This is a genomic window from Bradyrhizobium manausense (assembly GCF_001440035.1).
Taxonomy (GTDB): Bacteria; Pseudomonadota; Alphaproteobacteria; order Rhizobiales; family Xanthobacteraceae; genus Bradyrhizobium; species Bradyrhizobium manausense.
The window spans coordinates 82,803-108,919 of record NZ_LJYG01000090.1 but is presented as its reverse complement, the minus strand read 5'-3'; the positions used below and the strand labels follow the sequence as shown (position 1 = coordinate 108,919).

Sequence of the window (26,117 nt, the reverse complement as noted above, 5' to 3'; positions counted from 1 at the left end):
ATTTGCGGCATCATGGCGGCGCGAACGTTGCCTCGATGCACGCATGCGCTGCACGATGGCCGTGATTGCCCGGGCTAATCATGGACGATCCGCCTGTGTATGCTTGCGGCTACTAGCCACGCGTAGCAGCCGGGCGTCATGACAGATTTGAGTGAGCGAACCAAAGCCAACATGGACGTCGTCCTGGAGCAGACGTGCCGGCAATTGCCGCATGGCGGCAATCACGACAGTCGCAGGTTCATCGCCGAGCGCCTGATCCAGGCTGCACAATCCGGCCATTCCACCCTTGGCGAACTCGGCATCATCGCGCGGCGCGCGCTCGCGGAGATCATCGCCAAGGGCGGTTAGGGCGTGGACTCAGCCTGTCATCGATTTCAGCGGCGGTCCAGCGTCGCTCGCGCGGCTAAGCTCCTCCACTATGGCGGGGAGCCTCTGTTTGAAGCTGTCGAAACTCGGGAAGATGCTCTCCTCGGACAAGAGGTCCGGAATAATGTGCATCGCCTCGAGCTGGTCGATCTGGTCTCGAGCAAGCCCGACGACAAACACCTTCAATCCAGCGGCTTCCAGGTCGACCAGCACGTCCCCGAGTGCATAGATTCCGGATTGGTCCATGTAGGTTACGCGCTCCATGCGCAGCACCAGCATCTTGCCGTCCGTCGCCCGCTCGGCAATGCGCCGAAACGCATAGACAAAACCAAAGAACAACGGCCCGTTGACGTGCTTGATCAGCAGCCGTTGCTTCAGGCCGTCCGGAATCTCGACTTCATCCTGCCACAGCTCGTCCTCGATCAGCGTCAGGGTCGTGCCCTGTTCCATTGCGCGCGCAATCTTAGTCATGAAGATCAGCGAAGCGAGCACGGCGCCGGTGCCGATCGCGGTGATCAGATCGGTGAATACCGTCAGCACAACCACGATCAGCATGATCCAGGTGTCACCGCGCGGGGCGCGGAACAGATGACCGAGGCTGCGATAATCGATGATGCCTAGCCCGGCACTGACCAGAATTCCCGACAGGACGGCATGAGGAATGTACCGCACCACGCTCGACAGACCGAGGAGAACGGCCAGCAGAAAAAGACCATGAATCACGCCCGAGGAGCGATGCCGTCCGCCGGCGCGAACATTGATGGCGGTTCGCATGAAGGCACCGGCGCCTGGAATGCCGCCAAACAGCGCCGCCCCTATGTTGCCGGCGCCTTGCCCGATGAGCTCTCGATTGCTGTCGTGATGCGTCCTCGTCATGTTGTCGGCTGCGAGCGACGTTGTCAGAGCGTCGATCGCGCCCAGGAATGCCAATTGAAAGGCGGTGACAACAGCAAATTTGAGATCGGCTAAGTTGAGCTGGGGCAGGACGAAGTCCGGCAGCCCCTTGGGAATATCTCCGATCGTCGGTGCAGAAAGGCCGAAAGCCACCGCCAGGCTCGTCAGCAAGATCAATGCGACGAGAGACGGTGGCACTGCCGAGAAAAACCTCGGAAGAACGAATGATATCGCAATGGTCGCCGCCGCGAGCAGAAATGCATCGAGACGAGCACCTTGCGTGAGAGCGCCCAGGGATTTCAGGATTTCGGCCGGACTGGACGACGGCGACTGCAGACCCGCGATCGGGAAGATCTGCTGAATGATGATGATGATCCCGATGCCGGTCATCAGGCCGGAGATCGCCGGGTAGGGGAGGAAGCGAATGTAATTGCCGAGCCTTGCGACCCCGAACAGCACCTGCAACGCACCTGCGAGGCAGAACACGCCGACAATCGGCCCAAGCTGCATCTGCCCATTCGATGGCGTGTTTGCCGCGACAATGCTCGCTGCAATGAGCGTCATGGGGGCCGTCGGGCCGGAGATCTGGACGGGCGTGCCGCCCACCACCGCGGCAACGATGCCCAGGATAATTCCGCCGTATAATCCGGCGGCGGGCCCCAAGCCCGAGGCAACGCCGAACGCGAGGCAAAGCGGCAGGGCGACGATGCCGGCAGTGAGGCCGCCGAAAATATCGCCACGCGTGACCGCGAACGCTGACAACATCCCCCCTTTCCAACTCCCCGGACAGAGCCGGCGAGTTCACTCTGGCAGCGGCGTGGGCTCAATCAGGCATCCGGAACGTAGGGCAGCGCGGACTTGTGGGCGCAAAGCCGGAGCTTACCGTCCCGACAGAGGCGAAACACGAATGTCTTGTCGACCATGATCTCGTTGCCCTGATAGTCGACTGCATAGACATTGCCCATCGTGATGGCGATCGTTCCGTGGATCTGAATGCCATTTTCGGCAGCGTTGTTGTCGTACCAGGCGCGTGCCCAGGGCTTTAAGGCAAAACCCTTGTCGTTGGGAAAGTCGGGATCGCCGCCGATGAAGTATGACAGCGCGCCCTTCGCCGTGTTGCGAAAGGTGTGCTTGCCGTGTGCCAATGTCGGTTTGAAGAACACCACACCGTCCCGATAGTCGTAAAGGCCTTCGACCAACGCTGTGGCCGTCGCCCGAACATCTCCCGATGCTCTGTGGACTCTTCCGATCTCGACCAGGCCATCGCACCATGCCTGTTGAGCCGCATTGACGTCAGCCTCCGTGATAGCCATGGATCTCTCCACTGGGGGGCGGTCGATGGGATTGCGCGCGTCATGCTCTCGCGTCCGCCGGACTTTTTCAAGTTTGGATTGCGCCCGATGGGGCGGAAGCCGGCGGGCGCTGGTCACCACGCCCAAGCTGGTTGATGATCCCGCCAAGGTGGCATGCAGCGGACCAGTCGCCCTTGGCAGGCGACTTCCTTTGGGGAAGAATGCAACCTGCCGAAGTTAACTCCCCGCACGGAGCCGGCCATGCTTCGATCGCCCCTGCGATTCCTGATTTGCGCGGCGCTCATGCCAGGCTTGCCGGGCTGCGGTCAGAAAGAGCCGCAGGCCTCCGACCAGCCGGTCCGCGGCCTTCGCGCCTATAAGGTCTCCGCGGCGGCCGAAAGCCGGGTTCGCCGCTTTCCCACCGTCCTGCAGCCAGCAGACGTGAGCAGCCTCTCATTCGAAATCGCGGGCCAATTGAAAGCTCTGACCCTCGCCGTCGGCCAGAAAGTGCAGTTGGGCGAGGTGCTTGCGGAAATCGATCCGCGCTCGCTGCAGACGCAGGTTGAACAGGCCAGCGCCGGCGTGCAACAGGCGCAGGCGCAGGCCGACAATGCGGAGGCGGATTTCCAGCGCAAGGACGAACTGCTCAAGAAAGGCGTCACGACGCAGGCGATCTACGATCAATCCAAGGCCGCCCTGTTGACCTCCAAAGCACAACTCGACCAGGCCAAGCGCCAACTTGAGCTGGCAGACCACAATCTCGATCGAAGCAAGCTCGTGGCGCCGTTCTCAGGCACGGTGGCGCGCGTCGACGTCAAGTCGTTCGCACAGGTCACAGCCGGACAGCCGATCCTGACGCTGTACAGCGACGACCGGTTCGAGATGTCCTTTCTGGCGCCATCGCCGACGTTCCAGAGCCTGAAAGTCGGCCAGCCGGTCTCGGTCAAGGTCGCCGATATGCCCGACGTTTCGCTCAAGGGCGAGATCGAGGAACTTGGTTCGAAAGCGGAGCAGGTCTCGGCATTTCCGGTCGTCGTTCATCTCGATAACAACGCCCCCGGATTGAACGCGGGCATGTCGGTCGAAGTCACTCTCGAAGAGCCGGTCGCCGGTGGATCAAGTGGATTCCTGCTGCCGCTCAGCGTTCTTGCGCCCGAGGGCGGAAAGGAGCTGCAGGGCAAGGCGACCATCTTCCTCTATGACGGCCAGAGTTCGACCGTCAAAAGGCACGATATCACAGTAGGTGGAGTTCGCGACAATCGCCTGATCGTGACCGGGGGTCTTGGCGCGGGCGACATCGTCGCGTCCGCAGGCGTTTCCTATCTGGCTGACGGACAAAAAGTGAAGCTTCTCCCCGTGCAGGAGTAGGCACCGTGAATCTCCTCACGCTATTTGGCCTTGCGCGGTCGCGATTCACCATCGCGGTCATGATCTGCCTTCTGCTTGCCGGCGTTGTTCTCTATCCGAATTTCCCAAAGCGCGAGGACCCCGTCATCGTCATCCGCACCGCCGTGGTGTCGGCGCTGTTTCCGGGCATGGCGCCGGACCGGTTGGAAAACCTCGTTGCAATCCCGATCGAGCGCAAAATCCGCGAGCTTGCCGAGGTCAAGGACATCAGGACGCTCGCAACCGGAGGAGCCCTCACGATTTACGTGGACCTGAAGGATGAGGTTGGCAACGTCAACGCGGCCTGGCAGCGTCTCCGCGACAAGATGGGCGACGTCAAGGTCGAATTGCCGGAGGGCGTTATTGGTCCTTTCGTCAACAGCGACTTTGGCGATGTTTCGATTGCCACGATCGCCATCACCGGCGAGGGCTTCTCCCAGCGCGAAATGAAGGATGTCGCGGAGGAGTTTCGCAAGAAGCTGTATTTGCTCTCCGGAATCTCAAAGATCGACCTGTTGGGCGTTCAGGACGAACGGGTCTGGCTTGAGCTTGACACGCGCAAGCTTGCCGCGGTCGGGGTTCAGGTGAATGCCCTGATCAAGGACCTTCAGGGCCAGAACGTCGTTCTGCCATCCGGCGCCATCAATGCGGATGGTACGCGCCTGCTGCTTGAGACGTCGGGCGACTTTCCGAATGTGCGCGCCATAGAGACAATGCTGACGAAGGTCGGAGCGGGCGACAATCTGGTGCGGCTCGCTGACCTCGTGACCGTTCACCGCGGCTATGCGTCCCCCAAAATCAAGCCGGTTTACTTTGATGAACGGCCCGCCGTCGTCCTGAGTGTGGTCATGCAGCCCGATCAGGACGTCACCCAGCTCGGCCGGAGACTGCGCGCAGCCGCACACGACTACGAGCAGCAGCTTCCGATCGGCTACGCGATCGATTTTGCGACCTATCAGGCCGAGCAGGTCCGTGCATCCGTCAACTCGGCGCTTTCGAACGTGGGGCAGACCTTCATCGTCGTTGCCGCGCTGGTGGTTTTGTTTCTGGGCCTGCGCGCCGGGATCATCGCGGCGATGATCGTCCCGTTCGCCGTGATGTTCTCGCTCATCGGTATGCGCGTCTTCGGGATCGCGCTCGAGCAGGTCTCGATCGCCGCCATCATCATCGCGCTTGGGCTTCTGGTCGACAATGGCGTGGTCATGGTCGAGGACATCGTCAGCCGGATTGATCGGGGAGTGCCGGCTCAAGCCGCGGGTCTCGCGGCCGGCGAGCAGTATGCCCTTCCACTGCTGATATCGTCGATCACGACGATTGCGGCCTTTCTGCCGCTGTTCCTGCTGCCGGGATCTTCCGGCGAATATGCGTTCTCGCTGGCCGCGGTCGTCGCCTTGACACTGGCCGGCTCCTGGATTTCCGCGCTCTACATCCTGCCTGCGCTCACGGCCTGGTTCATCGGCCGCGGGCACGCTCCCCGCAAAGGGGAAACTTCGCCGTCCCGTCTGCAGCGCCTCTATGGTTCGGCACTGCAGATCGCGCTCCGCAATGCGCCTATCGTGTTGATCGGATGCATTGCCTTGGTCGCGCTGTCGTTGACGCAGTTCGGCCGTCTGCCGAAGCAGATGTTTCCGCTGAGCGAGCGCAGTCAGTTCCTCATCTATATGAACATGCCCGATGGAACGGACATTTCGCAAACCGAAGCGCGTGCGCTGGACATTTCGAAATGGCTTGGCGACAAGGCGCAGAATCCCGAGATCGCAAGCCATATCCTCTACGTCGGAGACGGCGGCCCCAGATTCTATCTGACGCTCACGCCGGTCGCGCCTGATCCCGCGTCAGCCTTCTTCCTGATCAACACGGGCGATTATCGGAGCGCCGTCAAAGCAGCGGATCGCGCCTGGAGCCATCTTTATGCCAACCATCCGGAGGCGCGTTTCAAGATCAAGCGGCTGGCGATGGGCTCGGTGGAATCTGGCATTGTCGAAGTAGAGATTTCGGGACCCGACGGCGACCGGCTGCTGGCGCTCAGCCAGAAGGTGAGATCGCTGTTTCAAGCCGCTCCCGGGATTCGCGACAACGAAGACGATTGGGGCAACAAGCTGATCAAGGTGGTGATCGATATCGACCAGGAGCGCGCGCGCCAGCTCGGAATAACCTCGGAGGAAATCACCCAGCTGCTCAATACCTATTTCAGCGGAGCCGCGGTGTCGATCTATCGCGAAGGCGATAACCTCATTCCGATCGTGCTCCGGGCCACCGCCCATACCTCCGAGAGTCTGGAAGGTCTTACCAGCGCAACCTTTGCGAAAAATGGGACCCTCATTCCACTTGCGCAAATCGCGAGGCTGAAACCCGGCTTCGATGTGGCGCGGATCCGCCGCAAGAATCAGGAACGGACGATTACGGTGACGGCGCGGAGCGCGTCATTGACCGCCGGGCAACTGCTGGATTCCATTCGCCCCGCCCTGCAGTCGCTCGACCTCAGCGGCGGATATCACATCGATATCGCCGGCGAGATCCAGAAGAGCGCTGAAACCAACCAGAAGCTCGTTGCGGGATTTCCCGCAGCCCTCGGCGTGATGATTCTTGCGATCATCCTGCAATTCAACTCTTTCCGCCGCACGCTACTGACGTTCATCACCATACCGCTGATCCTGATCGGCATCCCCTTCGGCCTGCTGGCCGCCGGACAGCCGCTCTCGTTCTTCGGCACGCTCGGCATCATCAGCCTTTCCGGCATCATCATCAACAACGCGATCGTGCTCATCGATCAGATCGACATCGAGCGCGAGAAGCTGGATTTGCGCACTGCCATTGTCGCGGCGTCGGAGAAGCGCCTGCGTCCGATCCTGCTGACCTCGGCGACCACGGTCCTGGGGTTGGCGCCAATGGCGATCGCGGGCGGCGCTTTGTGGCAGCCGATGGCGGTGCTCATGATGTCCGGGCTTGCCGTCGCCTCGTTGTTGACTTTGTTTTTCGTGCCAACAGGGTATTTCCTGCTGTTCCGGTTCGACAAGAAGGTCATGGCCAGCGAGCAGCCGTGACCCGCTTGGTGCGGGCCGTCCTTGTCGAAGGTGTGGCCGGTCTGGCAGACCCTTGCCCGAAATTTACGAGTATGCGCTCTGGCTGACACTTCGACGCTTGCCTGACCGCGCCCTGCGGACGTAACCTGCCGGGACCATTTCCGCGCATCGAGATCCCCTGAAGATGCGATCCCTGCTTGCGCTCATTGCAGCCCTTGGATTGCTCTGCGCCGGTCCCGCCGTCGCCCAGCCGGTCGGCCAGTATCCATTTGCGCTGACGCGCGCAGGCCAGATGCTCGGCGCGGTCGAAGGCGAAGTGGCCTCCTTCAAGGGGCTTGCCTATGCGGCGCCGCCGGTCGGCAGCCTGCGCTGGCGGCCGCCGCAGGACCTGCCGGAGAGCTCGGAGATGAGCACGGCCTACGATTATGGCGCGCCCTGTCTGCAGCCGTCGCTGCCGGCCGCGCGCGAGGATTGCCTCACCCTCAACGTATTCAGGCCCTTCGGCGTCGACGGGCCGCTGCCGGTGATGGTGTTCATCCATGGCGGCGGTTTTGTCAGCGGCACCGCCAACGATCCGCTGTTCGACGGTGCAAGATTCGCCCAGGCCGGCCTCATCGTCGTCACCGTGAATTATCGGCTCGGCGCGCTCGGCTGGCTCGAGCCTCCCGCGCTGACGGAGAACGGCTCCGGCAATTTCGGCTTGATGGATCAGATCGCAGCGCTGCGCTGGGTTCACGACAACATCGCGGCCTTCGGCGGCGATGCGAACAACGTCACGCTGTTCGGCAACGGTGCGGGCGCGACGTCGATCGCGCTCTTGATGCTGTGCGCGCAATCCCGCGATCTCTTCCAGAAAGCGATCCTGCAATCGGTGCCCGGCCGCGCGCGTCTGCCATCGTCACAGGAGGCCGAGGCTGCCGGGCGTCAGTTCGTCGCCGCGCTCGGGAAGCCGGCGGATTTGCGCGCCGTCGAACCGGCGCGGCTGCTGGCCGCCGAGAGAAAACTGCTGGAGAAATCGCCGCGCAGATTTGCGCCGGCGATGGACGGAAACCTGGTGACCGAAGATATCGCCGCGGGATTTGCGGCAGGACACGAGAGCCGCATTCCCCTCATCATCGGTTCGAACGATGACGAGACCCGTTTCGACAGCGAGCTGGAAGTCAAGGAGGCGTTGTCATCCTCCATCGCGAGCCTCGATGAGTTGCGCAGGCTCTATCCTGACGCCAGGACGCCGTCTGAAATTGCCGCCAGCTTCTACACCGACAAGGTCTTCTCCGAGCCGGTGCGAATGCTCGCCCGGCTTCATGCCGCAACCGGCGCGCCCACCTTCCGCTATCGCTTCACCTACGTGCCGGAAGCCCGCCGCGCCAATCCCGACGAAGGCCATGGGCGCGAGTTGCAGTTCATCTTCGGCGTCGAGGGCGTGCCAGGCGCGGGCATCTTCTCGCGACGGGATCGCGAGGTCGCAAGCCGCATGCGATCTTACTGGATCAACTTTGCGAAGAACGGCGATCCCAACGGGCCCGAGCTGCCGCGTTGGGATGCGGCCGCCGACCGCGACCGTCTGCTGCTGATCGCAAACGATCGCATTGCGAGCGGCGACGATCCCTCATCGGAGCGTCTGGACCGGCTTGCACGCGAAAGCGAGAAGTGAGTTGATGCTAGGCCGCGAGCTCGACGCGCGGCGCCGGCGTGAGGCGGTCCTCTTCGAGATAGTCCATCGTGCCGTCCTTCTCGACGGCATAGAACTGCTGGCCGTCCTTGGACCGGTAGGCGGCGCGAACGACGCCGCGGCGGCCCTTGTCAGAGTTGACGACGTCCCCCAGCGCAAACTTCTTCATCGTAAACGTCTCGCATGTCTTCTGGCCGATTCCTGCGGCCACATCAGGATTGTGAGCGGCAAATCGTTAACGGCTTGCTAACCATGCCGGTTTGCCTATGCTCGCCCGCGGAGCGCGCGGAGGTCTCATCCGCGCAAGATGTCTTTGAGGCGAGCCTGAAAACATGACGCGATTTCCGACCCTGTTTCTGTCGCATGGCGGCGGCCCCTGGCCTTTCATGGAGGACCGGCGGGTGCAATATGCCAAGACTGCCGCGGAGTTCGGCCGGCTGCCGCAGCTGCTCCCCGAAAGACCGAAGGCGGTGCTGGTCATCACCGGCCATTGGGAGGCCGACGCCTTCACCGTGTCGACCTCGGCACATCCGCCGATGGTGTATGACTACTATGGTTTCCCCGAGCATACCTACCACATCACATATCCGGCGCCGGGCCGGCCCGAGCTCGCAGCAGAGGTGAAGGCGCTGCTTGCGCGCGCCGGTTTCGATTGCCGGGAAGATCCCAGGCAGGGCTTTGATCACGGCACCTTCGTGCCGCTCGGGCTGATGTATCCAAATGCCGACATGCCGATCGTGCTGCTGTCGCTGAAGTCGAGCTATGATGCGGCCGAGCACATCAAGGTCGGGCAGGCGATCACCTCGCTGCGCGACGAGGGCATCCTGATTGTCGGCAGCGGGCTCACCTATCACAACATGCGCGGCTTTGGCCGCGCCGAGTCCAAACCAGTGTCGTATGATTTCGAGGCCTATCTGAACGAGGCGATCAGCAATCCGGACGCGGCGCGCCGCAACGCCATGCTGGTCGATTGGGAGAATGCGCCGAGCGCGCGTCTGGCGCATCCGCGCGAGGATCATCTCTTGCCGCTGATGGTCGCGGCCGGTGCCGCCGGCAGCGACGTCGGCAAGCGGGTTTTCGTCGACGAGGTCGCCAACGTCGCGATGGCGTCGTATGTGTTCGGATAAATACGTAGGGCGGATTAGCGAAGCGTAATCCGCCCTTGAGCCGCGGCAAAGGGGGCGGATTACGCCAGCGGACTGCGCTACGCGCAGCCGCGGGCTAATCCGCCCTACGCATTGCGCGACGCCACCAGGCCCCGATACAGCGCCGCATACTCGCCGGCGCGGTTGCGCCAGGACACGTCGGTGGCAAGGCCGCTCAATTGCAGCCGCCGCCAGCTTGCCTTGTCGTGGAAGGCGGCGTTGGCTTTCCGCAAGCTGCCGGTGAGGGCGTCGGCCGTCACCGGAGCGAACTTGAAGCCTGTGGCGTCGCGGCCGGTCTCGCTGATGTCGACGATGGTGTCCTCCAGACCGCCGACACGGGAGACGATCGGGACCGCGCCATAGCGCAGCGCGCAGAGCTGGGTCAGCCCGCACGGCTCGAACCGCGAGGGCACGAGCAGCGCGTCGGAGCCGGCCTGGATCAGGTGGGCGAGGATCTCGTCATAGCCGATCATCACGCCGATCCGGCCGGGATTGGCGCGCGCTGCGGCCTGATAGCGATCCTGGAGATCGCGGTCGCCGCTGCCGAGCAGTGCAAGCTGCATGCCCTGCTCCAGGATTGTCGGGATCGCCTCGAGCAGCAGGTCCAGGCCCTTCTGCCAGGACAGCCGGCTGATGACGCCGAGCAGCGGCGCCTCGTCGGAGGAATCGAGGTTGAACTGTTGCTGCAGCACCGCCTTGTTCGCGGCCCGGAACGTGAGATCCTCCGCACCGAAACGATAGGCGATATGCGGATCGGTTTGCGGATTCCACACGGCGACGTCGATGCCGTTGAGGATGCCGCTGAGCACGCCGGCGCGTTCGCGCAGCAGGCCGCCCAGTCCCATGCCGCCTTCGTCGCTCTGGATCTCGCGTGCGTAGGTCGGCGACACCGTGGTGATGCGATCGGCCAGTTGCAGCCCGGCTTTCAGGAAGCTGATGCCGCCGAAATATTCGAGGCCATGGATGTCGAGCGAGGCGTCCCAGGGCAGGCCGATCGCACCGGCCACCGCGCGGTCGAACTTGCCCTGATAGGCCATGTTGTGAATCGTCATCACGGTGCCGGGCCGCGCCCCGCCATCGTAGTGCAGATAGGCCGGCGCCAGCCCGGCCTGCCAGTCATGGGCATGGACCACATCGGGGACGAAGCTTGCGACGAGACCGCGGCCGATATCGGCCGCGACGCGCGCCAGTGCCGCGAAGCGCACACCATTGTCCGGCCAGTCGACACCCTCGGCGGTGACGTAGGGGTTGCCCGGCCGCGCATAGAGATGTGGCACGTCGAGCACGAACAGGTCGAGCCCGTCGTGCGAACCGGCAAGCAGGCGTCCCGGCCCGCCGAAATAATCCGGCCAAAGCCGGATCTCATCCGCGCCCGCGAGCCGCCGCATCACCTCAGGATAGCCCGGCATCAAGGTGCGCATCTCGACGCCATGCGCTTTCAGCGCAAGCGGCAGTGCGCCGGCGACATCGGCGAGGCCGCCGGTCTTGACGATGGGATAGACTTCGGAAGCAACCGCCAGGACGCGAACAGGCGTCATGTATTGAGCCTGTCGATCATCGGCTGGGTGATCAGCGAGATGCCCTGCTCGGTGGTGCGGAAGCGCTTGGCGTCGAACTCGGGATCCTCGCCGACCACGAGGCCTTCGGGGATCTCGACGCCGCGGTCAATCACGACATTTTTCAAACGCGCGCCGCGCCCGACATGCACGTAAGGCATGATCACGGCGTTCTCGACATTGGCATAGGAGTTGATGCGCACGCCGGTGAACAGCAGCGAGCGACGCAGCGAGGCGCCGGAAATGATGCAGCCACCCGAGACCAGCGAGCTCACCGCCTGGCCGCGCCGGCTCTCCTCGTCATGGACGAACTTGGCGGGCGGCGTGATCTCCGCATAGGACCAGATCGGCCAGGCACGGTCGAACAGATCGAGCTCCGGCACCACGTCGGTCAAGTCGATATTGGCGGCCCAATAGGCATCTACCGTGCCGGCATCCCGCCAATAGGAGCGGGGGTCGCTGCCCGAGCGAACGCAGGAGGTCGAGAATTGATGCGCGATGGCGCGGCCGTTCTTGACGACATAGGGGATGATATCCTTGCCGAAATCGTGACTGGAGCTCGTATCCTCGGCGTCGCGCTTGAGCTGGTCGAACAGGAATTTCGTGTCGAAGACGTAGATGCCCATGCTGGCGAGCGAGACGTCGGGCTTGCCCGGCATCGGCGGGGGATCCTTGGGCTTTTCCAGGAATTGCTGGATCCAGCCGTTCTCGTCGACATGCATGATGCCGAAGCCGGAGGATTCTGCGCGCGGCATTTCGAGGCAGCCGACCGTGACGTCGGCGCCGCTGTCGACGTGCTGACGCAGCATCACCTCATAGTCCATCTTGTAGATGTGGTCGCCGGCCAGCACCACGATAAAGCGGGCATTGTGCGACTCGATGATGTCGATGTTCTGGTAGATGGCATCCGCCGTGCCGACATACCACATGCTCTCCGAGACGCGCTGGCTCGCGGGCAGGATGTCGAAGCTTTCGTTGCGTTCGGGACGGAAGAAGTTCCAGCCCATCTGGAGATGCCGGATCAGGCTATGCGCCTTGTATTGGGTGGCGACGGCGATGCGGCGGATGCCGGAGTTCACCGCGTTCGAGAGCGCGAAATCGATGATGCGGGATTTGCCGCCGAAATAGACCGCGGGCTTGGCGCGCCGGTCGGTCAATTCCAGCAGCCGGCTGCCGCGGCCGCCCGCCAGGACAAATGCCAAAGCCTGGCGGGCAAGCGGCTCATTTCCGGCAGCACTCATGTCTTCCTCCCACTCATCTGGCGCTGGCCAAATTCTGGCGTAAACCGAAGGCTTCGCGAAGTACCTTGCGGCCGCGCATCATTGGAACCGATAGTAACGGTACGAATAGGTAATCGTGAAGATGCTTGTTGGTTGCGAACGCACGGGAAGCTTAACGCTTTGGCCGCGGCGGCAGCCCTTCGGCGCCCTCGCCCGGCGGTCATAAATCAGGCATGCCGAGCCGTCTTGTGCGCTGCACGCAAATTCGAGGCTTTGACTTCGCGCAAGGATGCAAGATCATGGCATGCGATGCTGTTTCAAACGAAACGTCAGACAGGGAGTAAGACGATGAGTATCTGGAAGATGGCAATCGCCTGCTCGTTGACAGCAGGCGTCATGGCCGGCCAAATCGGGCAGGCATCAGCGGCGCCGATGCCGACCAATGTCGCGACCATGAAGGCCGCGGCCGGCGATGATGTCACCCAGGTTCATTGGCGTGGTGGCGGCTGGGGCTGGGGCCTCGGCGGCTTTGCGGCAGGTGCGCTCATCGGCAGCGCCATCGCCGGCGCGCCCTACGGCTATTATGGCGGGGGACCGTATTACGGCTACGGCTACGGCTATCCGGCTTACGGCTATGGCTATGCGCCGGCCTATTATGGCTACGGCTACGGGCCGGCCTATCCTCGCTACTACCGCCCCTACCGTCCGTATTACGGCTATCGCTACGGCTACTACCGGCCGTACTACCGTCACTACTACCGCCGCTATTGGTGAGCGCGCAGGCGGACGAGATCGTCGATCGCTCGTCCGCATGATTGCAACACCGCGTCTCGCTCGAGATTGGCCCCGGCTCAGCAGCGCACACATCGTGCGTCGAAGATGCGCGGAAACGCGCCTATGGTGATGCGCCGCGTCCCGGGACGAGGCCTCACGAAGCTCTCGAGCTTGTGAAGTCCACGCAGCCTATTCCAACTCAATCGGCTTCCTCGACACTTTCATTCTGCATTTCACACCGGCAACGACATCCGCATTGCTATTCGCGCAGCCTCCCTTGCCTCGGGCTCCACGTCGTCAAAAATCATCCAGACGACCACATCGGGAGACCGGCCATGGGCCTGCAAGAAACAAAAATCGAATCGCTTCCCTTCGTCACCGCTGAACTCAATTACCTCGCGCCTGTGTCAGGCAAGCCGCGCACCTATGCTTTCGATCCACCTCCGGGGGAGCCGAAGAGCACCTCGCTGCCGGAGCCGCATCTGGTGCCGGTCTTCGATGCGCGGCTGATCGCAGAAAATTTCTCGCTCGATCGCGAAGGCTTTGCGCTGGTGCGCCATCCGCATCGAGTGAAGGATTTTTACAACGACGAGGAAATCCGCAGCGTCTATTATCCTGCCGTCGAGGCTTTCCTGCGCGCGACATTGAAGGCCGACCGTGTCTTCATCTTCGACCATACCGTCCGCAAGCGCGTCGAAGGTGCTCCCGACATTCGCGACGGCGGGCCACGCCAGCCTGCGACGCGCGTACATGTCGACCAGACCGTCGTCTCCGGCGCCAATCGCGTGCGCGAGCATCTGCCTGACGAGGCGGAGGAGCTGCTCAAGGGTCGCGTGCAGGTGATCAATCTGTGGCGGCCGATCCGCGGTCCCTTGCGCGATTCACCGCTCGCCATGGCCGATGGCACGACGGTGGCTTCAGAAGATCTCGTCGCTTCGGACCTGATCTATCCCAATCGGCGCGGTGAAACCTATTCGGTGAAATACAATCCTGATCATCGCTGGTTCTATTTTCCCGAGATGACACCGGACGAGGCGCTGCTGCTCAAATGCTATGATTCCGCAACTGACGACCGTACCCGCTTCGCGCCGCACACCGCCTTCGTCGATCCGACCACGCCACCGGATGCTTCGCCGCGCGAAAGCATCGAGGTGCGCACCCTCGTCTTTCACAAACAGTAACAATGTGTGATGGACCCGCCGGGCATGGCCCGGCGGAGTTCCCGGAACCATCTGGAACCGGACAACGTTGCAGCGCCGGGCAGGGCCAACCGTGGAGCGGTGCCGTGCGAGCGCAGCCGACGTTATTGTATTGCCTGACGATTTTCTCGCTTTCTGCATTTTCTGTCGCCCACGCCGAAAGCGGACTTGCCTCATACTATGGATACGGAAAAGCCGCGAGGAGCGGCGAGCTGACTTGCGCGCACCGAACGCGTCCGTTCGGCAGCGTGCTGAAAGTGTCCTATAGCGGACGGACGATTCAGTGCCGCGTCAATGATCGCGGCCCTTTCATCCGCGGCCGTATCGTCGATCTCTCGGTGCCCGCCGCCCGTGCGCTCGGCATGATGAGTGCAGGCGTGGTGCGGGTCTCGGTGGAATAGCTCTGCCTTCGCGCTATAGTGCCGCCCGAGGCAAGGGGGGCGTTATGGCTCGCATCAGGGTGGGACTCGTCGGCTGCGGCTTCGTGTCGGAGCTGCATATGTATGCATTCCGGCGCGTCTATGGCGTGGATGTCGAGGTGGCCGCGGTCGCCGCGCGCGGCGATCATGTCGTCGCATTCGCGGGCCGCCACAACATCCCGCGCGTCTATCGCAGCTTTGCGGAGCTGATCGCGGACCGCGAGCTCGATGTGATCGACATCTGCACGCCGCCCAGTCTCCATGCCGAGATGATCGTCGCCAGCATGCAGGCCGGCAAGCACGTCATCTGCGAAAAGCCGTTTGCCGGCTATTTCGGCCGCGATGGCGACCAGCAGCCGATCGGCAGGCACGTGCCAAAGGCCCTGATGTATGAGCGCCTGATCGAGGAGATGGACGCCACCCGCGCCGCGATCGAGCGCACCGGAAAACTCTTCATGTATGCCGAGGATTGGATCTACGCGCCTGCAGTGACCAAGACCGCCGAGATCCTCAAGGCCACCAAAGACAAGATCCTGTTCATGAAGGGCGAGGAGAGCCATTCCGGCTCGCACGCCGCGCATGCCGCACAATGGGCGATGACCGGCGGCGGCTCGCTGATCCGGATGGGCTGCCATCCGCTCTCGGCGGTGCTCTATCTCAAGCAGGTCGAAGCGCGCACCCGAGCGGAGAAAATCCATGTCGTCAGCGTCACCGGCGATATCGGCAATGTCACCGCCGTCCTCAGGCCGGACGAACGCACCTACATCAAGGCCAAGCCCGTCGACGTCGAGGATTGGGGCACGCTGACCGCGACCTTCTCCGACGGCACCAAGGCCACGATATTCTCCGGTGACATGATCATGGGCGGCGTGCGCAATTTGATCGAGACCTACACGTCGGGCGGATCGCTGTTCGCCAACATCACGCCGAACAATCATCTGATGAGCTACCAGACCTCCGAGGAGAAGCTCGCGAGCGTCTACATCACCGAGAAAGTCGACCGCAAAACCGGCTGGCAATATGTGTGCATTGAGGAGGAATGGACGCGAGGCTATCTCCAGGAGATCCAGGATTTCATGGAATGCGCCGCCACGGGACGACAGCCTTTGTCGGACCTGGCGCTGGCCTACGAGACGATCAAGGTCAACTATGCCGGCTATTGGGCCGCGGAGGAGGGGCGGCGGGTGGTGCTGTAGCTGTCGCCAAGCGACTATTCCCTCGAGCGCTTCAATTCGGCGTCGTGTTGCTCGTCCATCCCATCAGGGTCGGAAGGAGCGTCATCCGGGAGAAACTGCGCTGGATGCTTGCGGGTGAGCAGAAGCTGCTTGCGCATCTCGGCAAGGCGGGCACGGCAGAATTCCTTGTAGAGCAATTCGAATAGGGCGGGCATTGTCACCCCCATCGCTGCAATTCAAGCTCTGAAATATCTGATCCCGCTGCACGGCTTCTGCGAAAATGCGAGCCGGTTGCCTGAGAGGCCAACCCGAGCTGAAATGCCGTTGGCTGTCCCGTTTGTACGTACGAAAATCGAGCGCCGCCAGTCACCCAGTTCACACTCTAGAAGGCTTTTGTTTCAAGGAGACTTCGTCTCACAACCAGCGCGAGTTGCCGGGCGGCCCAAAATCCAACCATAGCGCGCAAACAATGATCGGTGGGTGTAAGTGTTCCTGCTTGCACGCGGTCGGCGCCGACGTGTTGTCGACGCCGCTTTCTTCCCCCTCCGGGCAGGGCAATCACCATTGGAATAGACGACGACCCGCGGGCTTGCTCCGCCTCTCCCGCTTGCCAAGCGGGAGAGGGAGCCCAGTGCCGATGCCGTCGCATCGTGCATCCATCTGCGATAGATCCGCGGAGGGCAAGTCGCCTCTTTCACGCCCCGTAGGTCGATCCCTTCGGCAGCGGAAACACCGGGTCTTGTGTCCTGATGTTGGTCGGCCACACCACGGAAATGTGCTCGCCGGCGTTCTGCATCACCACCGGCGTGGAGCGTTCGTTCTGGCCGGACAACGGCGTGCCCGGCGGGAAGAACTTCACGCCGTAGCCTTGGATGGTGCCGCCGGGCGGGATGTCGACGTCGAGCGCGGCTTTGCGAATGGCTTCCGGCTCGAAGCTGCCGTATTTCTCTTTCGCCACCGGCAGCACGTTGTTGAGCAAAACCCAGGTCTGATTAAAACCCATCGAGCAGTGCGGCGGCACATCAGTGGCATTGGTCTTGGCCTGGTAGCGCGTGACCATGGTCTTGATCAGCTCGCCCATGCCAGGCGCCAGCTTCGACGGATCGAGCAGCTGCGCTGGCACCGGATCGATGTTGCAGAAATTGTCGATGTCGGCGCCGAAGGTTGCGCGCAGCTTGTCGAGCTGGCTGTAGCCGGCGCCGGCGCCGAACAGCATCTTGAACCGAAGTCCGCTCTCGCGCGCCTGGCGCAGGAACAGGGTGATGTCGGGGTTATAGCCGGCATGCGAGATCACATCGACCTTGGCGCGCTTCAGCTTGGTCACGAGCACCGAGAGATCGGGTGCCGAGGCCGAATAGCCTTCGCGCAGCACCACCTGGATGCCGGCCTCCTTGGCATAGGCTTCGTCAGCGGCGGCGACGCCGACGCCATAGGGACCGTCCTCATGGATCAGCGCGACCTTGACGTCCTTGGGCTCTATGCCGAGCTTGCCCTTGGCGTGTTCGGCGAGGAAGCCGGCAAACGCCTGGCCGTATTGATCCGAATGGATCTGCGCGCGAAACACATATTGCAGGTTCTTGTCCTTGAACACGGCGGTCGACACCGCGGTCGTGATCCAGAGGATCTTCTTCTGCTGTTCGACCTTGGCTGCGAGCGGCACGGCATGCGCGCTGGCATAGACGCCGTTGAGGATGTCGATCTTCTCCTGGCTGATCAGGCGCTCGGCCTCGTTGATCGCCACGTCGGGCTTGCTCTGGGAATCCGCGGCGACCGGAACAATCTTGGTCTTGCCGCCAATGCCGCCCTTCTCGTTGACGAGATCGATCGCGATCTGCGCGCCGACCGAGGAGGCGACCGAGCCGCCCGCGGCGAATGGTCCGGTGAGATCGTAGATCAGGCCGATGCGCAGAGTCTCGGCTTGCGCCTGGGCCCGGGTCCAATCGAGGCTGAGCGTGGCGGNCCGCCGTACCCTTCAGCAGCTGCCTGCGTGAAGTCGGCATCCTATCCTCCCTCGGATCAGTCATTTGCGACTGGTCTTATGTTTTCCGGCAAGTATTTGGAGGGCGATTCCGAAAGTCAACATGCGCCGCACTAGGCAATTCGGATGCATGCAGCCGAGCGTGATCGCGTCGGAATTTTTCCCTGAGTCTCATTCTTTTGCGCCGGGCCGTGCTTTGGTTCGCAATCATTCCTCGGCATTGCATCGGGGTGGAGGCGAACATCCGCCTGTCGCGCGTGGGTTTTCAGCTTCGCCGCGACGCGATATCGCTTTCCGCAGATGCGATGGCATCGCTTCACGCGTTGCAGCAGGGCAGGGCCCATGACCGGCATTCGGCTTGTGCGCCTCGGAGGTTGCGTGGCATCCTAGCGCGGTAAATTGCACGGGAAGCCCAATTCCCGGCTTGGCCATTGCGCCGCATTATGGGTGGAAACAAAAGCTCAGGAGAAGAGATATGGTTTGGACGCTTCGTTTTACGGGGCTCGCCTGCGTTGGCCTGTTGCTGTCCTCCGTCAGCGCCCTCGCAGGGCCCAAGGTTGTGTCCGGTCCGGGCGCCGATCCCGGATGTTTCAAGCCCTGGTCATCCGAGACCAAGTTCTTCCAGTGGGACAAGAAGCCCGGTCCCTACAAGATCGCCCTCGTCAACGGCTTCGTCGGCAACACCTGGCGCATCCAGATGGTGAAGACCGCGAAGGCCTTCGCCGCGCAGCCGGGCATCAAGGAGAACATCAAGGAGTTCAAGGTCGTCTCCACCGGCACCGATGTTGCAGCGCAACTCGGCGCGATGGAGGACTTCATCAATCAGGGCTTTGACGCCATCGTCACCATCGCGGTCGCCCCTGACGGCTTCGACCGCATCATCCGTCTCGCCGACAAGAACAACGTGGTCGTGGTGCCCTTCGACAACGTCCTCGACACCGACAAGGTGATGATGGTCAACGAGGACCAGAAGGAAATGGGCCGCATGTCGGCGAAATGGCTGATCGATGAGAGCGGTAAGAAGAGCGGCGACATTCTCGAGGTGCGCGGCCTGCCGGGCAATTCCGTCGACCGCGACCGCCATCTCGGCTTCCGCGAGGTGATGGAAGCGCCGGGCAACAGCTTCAAGATCACTGAAGTGGTCGGCAATTGGGACACCGGCACCTCGCAGAAGGTGACGGCGGATGCGCTCGCGGTGCACGGCCATTTCGACGGCGTGTTCACGCAAGGCGGCTCCGACGGCACCGTGCAGGCGATGATGGCGGCCAAGCACCCCTTCGTGCCGATGTCGGGCGAGGGTGAGAACGAGTTCCGCAAGCAGATCGCCGATCACGCCAAGGACGGGCTCAAGGGCATGTCCTACGGCCAGTCGCCGGCGCTGGTCGCGATCGCCACCAAGGCGGCGATCTCGGCACTGCAGGGCAATGTCATGCCGCAGCTGATCTCGATCCCGATTCCAGTCGCGACCTACAAGGACCTCAAGCCCGGCGAGAACTACTGGCCGGAGCTGAATGCAAACTTCTTCGCGCCGAACCAGTTCACGCCCTGCGGCGTCAACTTCACGGCGCCGGAGATCATGTCGCAGAGCGAAAAGAATACCCAGTGAGCCTGCTGGAGACGTCACGGTTGCGGCCCGGCCTTTGCCGGGCCGCCGCTGCGTGAGCCCGCCATGTCCGATGCCGTTCTGACCCGTCATGCCTTCCTCACGCTGTCCGGAATCTCCAAGCGGTACGCCGGCGTGCGCGCGCTCGAAGGCGTTGATTTCGCCTGCGAGCGCGGCAAGATCCATGCGGTGCTGGGCGAGAACGGCGCCGGCAAGTCGACGCTGATCAAGATCATCTCGGGTGTGGTGCAGCCCGATTCCGGCAGCATGCGGCTTGCCGGCCAGGACGTCAGCTTTGCGACGCCCTCCGCCGCCAATGCCGCCGGCGTCGTCTGCATCTTCCAGGAGCTGTCGCTGATGCCCGACCTCTCGGTCGCGGACAACATCTCGATCTCCTCGCCGCCGCGCCGCTTCGGCCTGATCGACGCGCGGGCGCAGCGCCGCCGGGCCGAACAGCTGCTGGCCGAGATCGGCTGCGAGGACGTCAATCCCCTGATGCGCGTGCGCGACCTGCCGCTGTCGCGCCGCCAGGTGGTGGAGATCGCCAAGGCGCTCGGCAAGAAGCCGCAGCTCCTGATCCTGGATGAGGCCACCTCGGCCCTCACCAGCGCCGACGTCGAGAAGGTGTACGCCATGCTGGCGCGGCTCAAGGCCGAGGGCGTTGCCATTCTCTACATCTCGCACCGCATGCACGAGGTCGAGGCGCTGGCCGACCGCGCCTCCGTGTTCCGCAACGGCCGCCATATCGAGACCTTCGACAAGGGCAAGCGTTCGACCGCTGATATCGTTCAGCTCATGATCGGGCGCGATATCGCGACCCAATATCCGCCGAAGCCGCCGCGCGGATCGCCGCCGCCGGTGCTTGATATCGAGAATTTGAGCTGGGACCGGCGCCTCGATCGCATCTCGCTCCGCGTCGGCGCCGGCGAGATCGTCGGGCTCGGCGGGCTCGATGGCCAGGGCCAGAAATCCCTGCTGCTGGCGCTGTTCGGCGTGCTGCGCGGCGTCACCGGGCAGATCATCGTCGAAGGCCGCGAGGTGCGGCCGGGGTCTCCGGCGGCGGCGAAGTCGGTCGGCATCGCGCTGGTACCGGAGGATCGCAAGACCGAGGGCCTGATGCTGCCGATGTCGATCGCGGACAATCTGGTGATCGCCTCGCTCGATGCGATCTCGACCGGCCCTCTGGTCGACCGCGCGCGCGAGAGCGACATGATCAAGCGCGCCATCGCGCGGCTGCAGATCAAGATCGGCGCGCCGGGCGATGCGGTCTCGACGCTGTCCGGCGGCAACCAGCAGAAGGTCGTTCTCGCCAAATGGCTGATGACCGAGCCAAAGCTCATCCTGCTCAACGATCCCACGCGCGGCATCGACGTCGGCACCAAGCAGGAGCTTTACCGGCTGATGCGCGAGCTCGCCGACCAGGGCGCCGCCATCCTGTTCTACTCGACCGACTATGACGAACTCATCGGCTGCTGCGACCGGGTGGCGATCATGTATGACGGGCGCATCGTGCGCGAGCTCGAAGGTGACGAGCTCACCGAGACCAACATTATCGCAAGCGCGCTGAATATCGACGCGGCGACGCCGGACGCTGCCGGAGCCACCCATGCTTGACGATATCGCCATCCGGGTTCGCCAGAACATCGGCATCGTCACCGCCGTCCTGTTGTTCACCATCCTCTATCTGCTCTACAATCTTGCGCACCCCAAGGGCTTCTCGTCGGCGGTTCTGGTGCAGAACGGCGACGAGATCTTTGCGCTCGCCATGCTGGCGATGGCCCAGACCGTGCCGGTGTTGGCGTCGGGGCTGGATCTCTCCGTGGGCGCCGTCATGACCATGGTGGGGTGTTTTGCGAGCTACCTGCTCACGGGGGCGGGCGGCACGCCGCTGCATCTCGACATTTTCGGCCTGCATCTCGGCCTCGGCACCTTTCCCGGCGGGGTGAGCGGCATCCTGCTCGGGATCGTCGTGTGCCTTGCGATCGGCGCGCTGGCCGGCTTCATCAACGGCTGCATCGTCGTCTATGGACGCATCCAGCCGATCATCGCGACGCTTGCGACCGGCGCTGTTTATATCGGCATCGCGCTGTTCCTGCGGCCGACGCCGGGCGGCAAGATCGACGAGGATCTCAACTGGGCGCTGACCAACTCGCTCGGCGATTTCGCCGCGACGGTCCATATTTTTGGCGATGGCGCAGCGGCCTGGTTTGCGCCGATCGCCTGGATCCCGGTGCCGTTCGTGCTGCTGATCCTGATTGCGCTCCTGGTCTGGGTGCCGTTCCGCCGCTCCGTGCTCGGCCGCGCCGTCTATGCGGTCGGCTCGGCCGAGGGCGCCGCCTACATGTCCGGCCTGCCGATCGACCGCGCCAAGATCGCGGCCTTCACGCTCGCCGGCTTCTTTGCCGGCTGCGGCGGCCTGTTCCTCGCCATCCAGACCTCTTCCGGCAATGCCGACATCCCGCAGGCCGGCGCCTATACGCTCAACTCGATCGCCTCCGTCGTCATTGGCGGCACCTCGCTGTTAGGGGGCACCGGCAGCGCCATCGGCTCGATCTTCGGCGCCATGGTGCTGCGCGTCATCTCGTTCTTCTTCCGCATCTTCGACATCGCGCCGCTGTTGCAGCCGCTGTTCGAGGGCCTGATCCTGCTGGGGGCGGTCTGCATCGGCGCGCTCGGCGTGTTGCGTGTCAAGAATACGCTGGAGCTGTTTCGATGACGACCGCGTCCCTCGGACTCTCCCGCGACGACCGCCCGATCCTGATCGCGGCGCTGTTCATCCTCGTCATCCTGGTGGCGGGCACGGTCTATACCTTTGCCCGTTTCGGCAGCGCGCCGCTGTTGTCGCCGACCTATTTGTTGCAGCAGCTCCAGATCGGCGCCTTCCTCGGCATTGTCGCCGCCGGCATGATGATGGTGATCCTGATCGCGCAGATCGACCTGTCGGTGCCGTGGACGCTCGCCGCGGCCGCGATGATGGCAACATCGATCGGCGGGCCGCTCGCCATTCCGGTCGGGCTCGGCGTCGGCCTCGTGGTCGGTCTCATCAACGGCATCGGGGTCGCTTACTTGCGCGTGCCCTCGATGATCTTCACCCTCGGCGTCAACGCTGTCATGCGCGGCCTGATGGTCGCGCATACCGGCGGCTATGCTCCGCAGACGGCTGCGACAGACCTGATGCGGATGCTGGCCGGCGACCGCACGCTCGGCATTCCCAACGCCCTGTTCGTCTGGGCCGCAGTATCTGTGATCGTCACGATCATCCTCCAGCGCACGGCGCTCGGACGCTACGTCTACGCCATCGGCAACAAGGAGGCGGCCGCGTATCTCGCCGGCGTCGACACCCGACGCGTCACCGTGATCTGCTTCGTCCTTTGCGGCCTTGCCGCCGCGCTCGCCGGTGTTCTGCTGGCCGGCTACTCCACCAAGGCCTATCAGGGTATGGGAGATGCCTATCTGCTGCCGTCGATCGCGGCGGTGGTGATCGGGGGCACCAACATCCTGGGCGGCCGCGGCCGCTATCTCGGCACGCTGATCGGCGTCGTGCTGATCGTGCTGCTCAACAGCGTGCTCTCGATCATGGACATGCCCGAGGCCGGCCGCCAGGTGATCTACGGCCTCGTCATCATCTTCATGCTGCTGGTCTACGGCCGCGGTGAGCGTGTCACGAGCTAGGGCTAGGATCAGCAGCGCGAAGCCGTAGAGCCCGATCGAGCAAGCTGAACGACGGTGTAGATCGCCGCCAACCCGCGCTCTGGTCCTGATCAAGCCACTTTCCAGATGCAACTGGGGCTGCCAAATCGCGCCATGCGCCTTTAGAGGCGCCGTCGCCAGTCAAGCGTCGTTGCATAGCTGGAGTGCCAACGTTGAAAATCGCCGGAATCCTCGTGTCTCTGATTGTGAGTGCAAATTCGTTCTTGATGTCGTCGGCAGGTTTGGCGCAGTCCCGGCCGGACGATGAGATGTTTGATCCAGCTAAAGTCATTGACGGAACGCAGATTTCGCTAGAGGTCTGCAAAGAGATGGAGGCGCGTCAAACCGCTATCTGGGTCAGTGCCGAGAGCAACGGATATTGCCTGCGGTACTTCGCTGCAGGATTGAAGGCAGACGGACAAAATCCACTGGCTGTAGTCTGGATGCCGGGTGACGTGATGGGCGGGCCCAAAGGCGTACGCCACCAAGCAGGGCTCGGCGTCGCAGCGATGGTCGAACAGTCGCAAGGGCAGTTCGAACGATACGGTGTGCCGTTCATTTTCCTGGGGAGGCCAGGTACGTATGGAAGTGCAGGAAAGCACTACGACATCAGGCACACGCCACTCGAGGCGAAGCTGATGGCCTCCGCAATCGATACCCTGAAGTCACGCTATCGCATCGGTCGCTGGGTGCTTGGAGGGCACAGCGGAGGCGGGACGCTTGCGGCAGAGTTCCTTGCTCAGCGCAATGATCTTGATTGCGTTGTTCTTTCTTCTCCGGCTGCGGCGTACCGTGCACGATTGAAGGCCAGGGGATGGGTCAGCCGTCTGAAGACGGAGAGATTTTTCGATCCTTATGACGCCTTGGATCAGATACCGGATCAACCTGCGCGCAGGATATTCCTGATCTCCGATCCGCGTGATTCCAACATCCCGTTTTCAACGCAGCAACTGTATTTCAGCGGGCTGAAGTCGCATGGACATGCCGCCTGGCTCGTCCCACTCATGAAGGCCCGGGGCCCGACATATCATAGCCTCGTCGATTTTGGCCAAGCGGCGGAAGGAATGTGTGCGACTGGCGTGGCAACTGATGTCATGCTGCAAACCTTGCGTGCGATGCCAATGCAGACAGATCGCATTTCAAACTAACCTGACAGTGCGTGCTCGAATAGCATCGTTTGTGCTCAAAGTTGCCTCATCATTTCCTGATCGATCAGAGAAACGGTGACGCCAGGGCCGGCGTTTCGGCCAGCGCGTGAGCGGCGTATTCGAGCGCGCCCCTGATCTGCGTTCGCGTTGACGGGCCGCCGATGCATATCCTCACGGCCTCGGGCGGTGGATCGCCCACGACGAAGGCGTCGCTTGCGACCACGCCGATGCCGGTCTGCCGCATATGCTCCACGAAAGCCGAGCGCCTCCAGGGCGTCGGCAGCTCGACCCAGAGGTTGAAGCTGAGGGGATCGCCGCGATAGGACCCCTTGGGCAGGATCTCGGCGGCGAGCTTCTGCCGTGCCGACGTCTCGGCGCGGATGAACCGCAACATCGTGTCCGCGGTGCCGTCTTCGATCCAGCGCGTCGCGATCGCCACGGTCAGGGGAGATGCCATCACGGTCGCTGACCGCAACGCCGAGGCGAACGGCCAGGCCGAGCGCGTGTCGGGCACGACGACATAGGCGGCGCGCAAGCCCGCTCCGATGCACTTGGCCAGTCCCGCGACGTGCCAGGTCAGATCGGGCGCGATCGCGGCGAAGGGCGCGTGGCCATGGCCGTGCTCGGGAATGAAGCCATAGGCGTCGTCCTCGATAACAGGCAGCTTGAAGCGGCGCGCGATCGCGACGATCTCGCGCCGTCGCGAGTCCGGAATGGTCAGCGTCGTCGGATTCTGCAGCGTCGGATTGAGGTAGATCGCCCTCGGCTTCAGCTTCTTGCAGGCATCGGTCAGCGCCTGCGGCTCGACGCCATCCTGATCCATCGGCAGGCCGACGAGGGTGATGCCGAGCTGCGCGGCGATCGACCGGATCCCGGGATAGGTGATGGCCTCGCACAGCACCACCTCGCCTGCCTTTGCGAGGATCGAGAGGATGCCGAGCAGCGCCGGATGGGCGCCCGGCGAGACGAAAATACGGTTTTGTGCCGGCACCAGCGCGCGGCGGCCGAGCCAGCTCGAGGCGGCGTCCTTGTCGGCTTGCGTGCCGCCAAATCCCTGGTAGCGCAGCAGCGATGCGATGTCGCGCAGCACATGTTCAGCGCCGGCCTGCATGCGCTCGATCAATTCAGGATCGTCGGGCTCGGGCGGCAGGTTCATCGAGAGGTCGACGGGGCGGGGCGGAAAGCTTGTCGCCGAACGCCGCGGCCTCGGCTTGTCGCGAACGAAGGTTCCCTGTCCGACCTTGGATTCAATCAGCCCGCGCTTCTGCGCCTCGACATAGCCGCGCGCGACGGTGGTGAAATCGACGTCGAGGCGCTTGGCCAGTTTCCGCTGTGGCGGCAGGCGGTCGCCGATCACCAGCCGTCCGGCCGCGATGTCGTCGGCAATAGCGTCGGCGATGGCGAGATAGCGCGGCTTGTCGCTGTTCGAGAGATCGGGGCGCCAGTCGGCCATTGCTCGGTTCCGGTCAATTACGTCAGTAGAATTGACTGTATATTGTTGCGAGCGTCGAGGCAATTGTATTGCGCGTTTTGATCGCCTTGGCGAGGCGTTCCGGCTGAGCGCGTTGCACATAGAT

At 63.0% G+C, this 26,117-nt stretch carries 21 protein-coding genes and 1 pseudogene; 14 read left to right on the top strand and 8 right to left on the bottom strand.

What is annotated here, in order from left to right; genetic code table 11:
- Window positions 1-138: 138 nt before the first annotated feature.
- Window positions 139-348, top strand: coding sequence for a hypothetical protein (locus AOQ71_RS21430; RefSeq protein ID WP_057750566.1), 210 nt, complete (start codon window positions 139-141; stop codon window positions 346-348).
- Between the two features lie 9 nt (window positions 349-357).
- Here AOQ71_RS21430 and AOQ71_RS21425 read toward each other — a convergent pair whose 3' ends face one another.
- Both AOQ71_RS21425 and AOQ71_RS21420 read right to left on the bottom strand, forming a co-directional pair.
- On the bottom strand, window positions 358-2,025 hold the full coding sequence (locus AOQ71_RS21425) for a SulP family inorganic anion transporter (RefSeq protein ID WP_057750559.1): 1,668 nt from the start codon (window positions 2,023-2,025) through the stop codon (window positions 358-360).
- Window positions 2,026-2,087: 62 nt separating this feature from the next.
- Window positions 2,088-2,573, bottom strand: coding sequence for a hypothetical protein (locus AOQ71_RS21420; RefSeq protein ID WP_057750557.1), 486 nt, complete (start codon window positions 2,571-2,573; stop codon window positions 2,088-2,090).
- Window positions 2,574-2,726: 153 nt separating this feature from the next.
- On the opposite strand from AOQ71_RS21420, the gene AOQ71_RS21415 reads away from it, so the two are divergent.
- The 3 genes from AOQ71_RS21415 to AOQ71_RS21405 all read left to right on the top strand — a co-directional run bounded on the left by AOQ71_RS21415 (window position 2,727) and on the right by AOQ71_RS21405 (window position 8,615).
- Window positions 2,727-3,920, top strand: coding sequence for an efflux RND transporter periplasmic adaptor subunit (locus tag AOQ71_RS21415; RefSeq protein WP_083514384.1), 1,194 nt, complete (start codon window positions 2,727-2,729; stop codon window positions 3,918-3,920).
- Between the two features lie 5 nt (window positions 3,921-3,925).
- Window positions 3,926-6,982 (top strand): efflux RND transporter permease subunit, encoded by a 3,057-nt coding sequence (locus tag AOQ71_RS21410; protein WP_063958277.1) that lies wholly within the window; start codon window positions 3,926-3,928, stop codon window positions 6,980-6,982.
- A 163-nt stretch (window positions 6,983-7,145) separates the two neighbouring features.
- Window positions 7,146-8,615, top strand: a complete 1,470-nt coding sequence (locus tag AOQ71_RS21405; RefSeq protein ID WP_057750551.1) for a carboxylesterase/lipase family protein — start codon at window positions 7,146-7,148, stop codon at window positions 8,613-8,615.
- A 7-nt stretch (window positions 8,616-8,622) separates the two neighbouring features.
- Here AOQ71_RS21405 and AOQ71_RS21400 read toward each other — a convergent pair whose 3' ends face one another.
- Window positions 8,623-8,802, bottom strand: a complete 180-nt coding sequence (locus tag AOQ71_RS21400) for a hypothetical protein (protein WP_057750604.1) — start codon at window positions 8,800-8,802, stop codon at window positions 8,623-8,625.
- A gap of 163 nt (window positions 8,803-8,965) precedes the next feature.
- Between AOQ71_RS21400 and AOQ71_RS21395 the strand changes: the two genes are divergently transcribed.
- The gene (locus AOQ71_RS21395) at window positions 8,966-9,760 is read left to right on the top strand and encodes a DODA-type extradiol aromatic ring-opening family dioxygenase (protein ID WP_057750548.1); all 795 of its coding nucleotides are present in this window, start codon (window positions 8,966-8,968) and stop codon (window positions 9,758-9,760) included.
- Between the two features lie 104 nt (window positions 9,761-9,864).
- On the opposite strand, the gene glgA is transcribed toward AOQ71_RS21395, so the two are convergent.
- A complete protein-coding gene (gene glgA, locus AOQ71_RS21390; protein ID WP_057750545.1) occupies window positions 9,865-11,316 on the bottom strand; it encodes a glycogen synthase GlgA in 1,452 nt (483 codons plus the stop codon).
- Window positions 11,313-12,575 (bottom strand): glucose-1-phosphate adenylyltransferase, encoded by a 1,263-nt coding sequence (glgC, locus tag AOQ71_RS21385; RefSeq protein WP_057750542.1) that lies wholly within the window; start codon window positions 12,573-12,575, stop codon window positions 11,313-11,315. Before glgC ends, glgA begins: the two co-directional genes overlap by 4 nt.
- Before the next feature lie 327 nt (window positions 12,576-12,902).
- Here glgC and AOQ71_RS21380 point away from each other — a divergent pair, with 327 nt between their 5' ends.
- The 4 genes from AOQ71_RS21380 to AOQ71_RS21365 all read left to right on the top strand — a co-directional run bounded on the left by AOQ71_RS21380 (window position 12,903) and on the right by AOQ71_RS21365 (window position 16,142).
- Window positions 12,903-13,328, top strand: coding sequence for a hypothetical protein (locus AOQ71_RS21380; RefSeq protein WP_057750539.1), 426 nt, complete (start codon window positions 12,903-12,905; stop codon window positions 13,326-13,328).
- A 335-nt stretch (window positions 13,329-13,663) separates the two neighbouring features.
- Window positions 13,664-14,509, top strand: coding sequence for a CmcJ/NvfI family oxidoreductase (locus tag AOQ71_RS21375; protein ID WP_057750536.1), 846 nt, complete (start codon window positions 13,664-13,666; stop codon window positions 14,507-14,509).
- 104 nt (window positions 14,510-14,613) lie between these two features.
- The gene (locus tag AOQ71_RS21370) at window positions 14,614-14,928 is read left to right on the top strand and encodes a septal ring lytic transglycosylase RlpA family protein (RefSeq protein WP_057750533.1); all 315 of its coding nucleotides are present in this window, start codon (window positions 14,614-14,616) and stop codon (window positions 14,926-14,928) included.
- Between the two features lie 44 nt (window positions 14,929-14,972).
- The gene (locus AOQ71_RS21365) at window positions 14,973-16,142 is read left to right on the top strand and encodes a Gfo/Idh/MocA family protein (protein WP_057750530.1); all 1,170 of its coding nucleotides are present in this window, start codon (window positions 14,973-14,975) and stop codon (window positions 16,140-16,142) included.
- 14 nt (window positions 16,143-16,156) lie between these two features.
- On the opposite strand, the gene AOQ71_RS21360 is transcribed toward AOQ71_RS21365, so the two are convergent.
- On the bottom strand, window positions 16,157-16,336 hold the full coding sequence (locus AOQ71_RS21360; RefSeq protein ID WP_162268389.1) for a hypothetical protein: 180 nt from the start codon (window positions 16,334-16,336) through the stop codon (window positions 16,157-16,159).
- Between the two features lie 479 nt (window positions 16,337-16,815).
- Window positions 16,816-18,080 (bottom strand): annotated as a pseudogene (locus AOQ71_RS21355) (ABC transporter substrate-binding protein); the annotation flags it as partial.
- A gap of 494 nt (window positions 18,081-18,574) precedes the next feature.
- On the opposite strand from AOQ71_RS21355, the gene AOQ71_RS21350 reads away from it, so the two are divergent.
- The 5 genes from AOQ71_RS21350 (at window position 18,575) to AOQ71_RS21330 (ending at window position 24,540) form a co-directional block, all read left to right on the top strand.
- On the top strand, window positions 18,575-19,705 hold the full coding sequence (locus tag AOQ71_RS21350) for a sugar ABC transporter substrate-binding protein (RefSeq protein WP_057750525.1): 1,131 nt from the start codon (window positions 18,575-18,577) through the stop codon (window positions 19,703-19,705).
- A 63-nt stretch (window positions 19,706-19,768) separates the two neighbouring features.
- Entirely contained in the window at window positions 19,769-21,316 is a 1,548-nt protein-coding gene (locus AOQ71_RS21345; RefSeq protein WP_057750522.1) for a sugar ABC transporter ATP-binding protein, read from the top strand.
- Window positions 21,309-22,418 carry an ABC transporter permease gene (locus AOQ71_RS21340; RefSeq protein ID WP_057750519.1) on the top strand — a complete coding sequence of 370 codons (1,110 nt, stop codon included), beginning with the start codon at window positions 21,309-21,311 and terminating at the stop codon, window positions 22,416-22,418. The genes AOQ71_RS21345 and AOQ71_RS21340 overlap by 8 nt, the downstream gene beginning before the upstream one ends.
- Window positions 22,415-23,374 carry an ABC transporter permease gene (locus AOQ71_RS21335; RefSeq protein WP_057750517.1) on the top strand — a complete coding sequence of 320 codons (960 nt, stop codon included), beginning with the start codon at window positions 22,415-22,417 and terminating at the stop codon, window positions 23,372-23,374. The genes AOQ71_RS21340 and AOQ71_RS21335 overlap by 4 nt, the downstream gene beginning before the upstream one ends.
- Before the next feature lie 191 nt (window positions 23,375-23,565).
- Window positions 23,566-24,540 carry an alpha/beta hydrolase family protein gene (locus AOQ71_RS21330; protein WP_430648640.1) on the top strand — a complete coding sequence of 325 codons (975 nt, stop codon included), beginning with the start codon at window positions 23,566-23,568 and terminating at the stop codon, window positions 24,538-24,540.
- A gap of 64 nt (window positions 24,541-24,604) precedes the next feature.
- On the opposite strand, the gene AOQ71_RS21325 is transcribed toward AOQ71_RS21330, so the two are convergent.
- Window positions 24,605-25,993, bottom strand: coding sequence for an aminotransferase-like domain-containing protein (locus AOQ71_RS21325; protein ID WP_057750504.1), 1,389 nt, complete (start codon window positions 25,991-25,993; stop codon window positions 24,605-24,607).
- Window positions 25,994-26,117 lie beyond the last annotated feature (124 nt).

What these genes read in the sequence shown, in the direction of transcription:
- AOQ71_RS21430 (WP_057750566.1), top strand. Translation starts at nt 139, where the DNA reads ATGACAGATTTGAGTGAGCGAACCAAAGCCAACATGGACGTCGTCCTG.
- AOQ71_RS21425 (WP_057750559.1), bottom strand. Translation starts at nt 2,025, where the DNA reads ATGTTGTCAGCGTTCGCGGTCACGCGTGGCGATATTTTCGGCGGCCTC.
- AOQ71_RS21420 (WP_057750557.1), bottom strand. Translation starts at nt 2,573, where the DNA reads ATGGCTATCACGGAGGCTGACGTCAATGCGGCTCAACAGGCATGGTGC.
- AOQ71_RS21415 (WP_083514384.1), top strand. Translation starts at nt 2,727, where the DNA reads ATGCAGCGGACCAGTCGCCCTTGGCAGGCGACTTCCTTTGGGGAAGAA.
- AOQ71_RS21405 (WP_057750551.1), top strand. Translation starts at nt 7,146, where the DNA reads ATGCGATCCCTGCTTGCGCTCATTGCAGCCCTTGGATTGCTCTGCGCC.
- AOQ71_RS21400 (WP_057750604.1), bottom strand. Translation starts at nt 8,802, where the DNA reads ATGAAGAAGTTTGCGCTGGGGGACGTCGTCAACTCTGACAAGGGCCGC.
- AOQ71_RS21395 (WP_057750548.1), top strand. Translation starts at nt 8,966, where the DNA reads ATGACGCGATTTCCGACCCTGTTTCTGTCGCATGGCGGCGGCCCCTGG.
- glgA (WP_057750545.1), bottom strand. Translation starts at nt 11,316, where the DNA reads ATGACGCCTGTTCGCGTCCTGGCGGTTGCTTCCGAAGTCTATCCCATC.
- glgC (WP_057750542.1), bottom strand. Translation starts at nt 12,575, where the DNA reads ATGAGTGCTGCCGGAAATGAGCCGCTTGCCCGCCAGGCTTTGGCATTT.
- AOQ71_RS21380 (WP_057750539.1), top strand. Translation starts at nt 12,903, where the DNA reads ATGAGTATCTGGAAGATGGCAATCGCCTGCTCGTTGACAGCAGGCGTC.
- AOQ71_RS21375 (WP_057750536.1), top strand. Translation starts at nt 13,664, where the DNA reads ATGGGCCTGCAAGAAACAAAAATCGAATCGCTTCCCTTCGTCACCGCT.
- AOQ71_RS21365 (WP_057750530.1), top strand. Translation starts at nt 14,973, where the DNA reads ATGGCTCGCATCAGGGTGGGACTCGTCGGCTGCGGCTTCGTGTCGGAG.
- AOQ71_RS21360 (WP_162268389.1), bottom strand. Translation starts at nt 16,336, where the DNA reads ATGCCCGCCCTATTCGAATTGCTCTACAAGGAATTCTGCCGTGCCCGC.
- AOQ71_RS21350 (WP_057750525.1), top strand. Translation starts at nt 18,575, where the DNA reads ATGGTTTGGACGCTTCGTTTTACGGGGCTCGCCTGCGTTGGCCTGTTG.
- AOQ71_RS21345 (WP_057750522.1), top strand. Translation starts at nt 19,769, where the DNA reads ATGTCCGATGCCGTTCTGACCCGTCATGCCTTCCTCACGCTGTCCGGA.
- AOQ71_RS21340 (WP_057750519.1), top strand. Translation starts at nt 21,309, where the DNA reads ATGCTTGACGATATCGCCATCCGGGTTCGCCAGAACATCGGCATCGTC.
- AOQ71_RS21335 (WP_057750517.1), top strand. Translation starts at nt 22,415, where the DNA reads ATGACGACCGCGTCCCTCGGACTCTCCCGCGACGACCGCCCGATCCTG.
- AOQ71_RS21325 (WP_057750504.1), bottom strand. Translation starts at nt 25,993, where the DNA reads ATGGCCGACTGGCGCCCCGATCTCTCGAACAGCGACAAGCCGCGCTAT.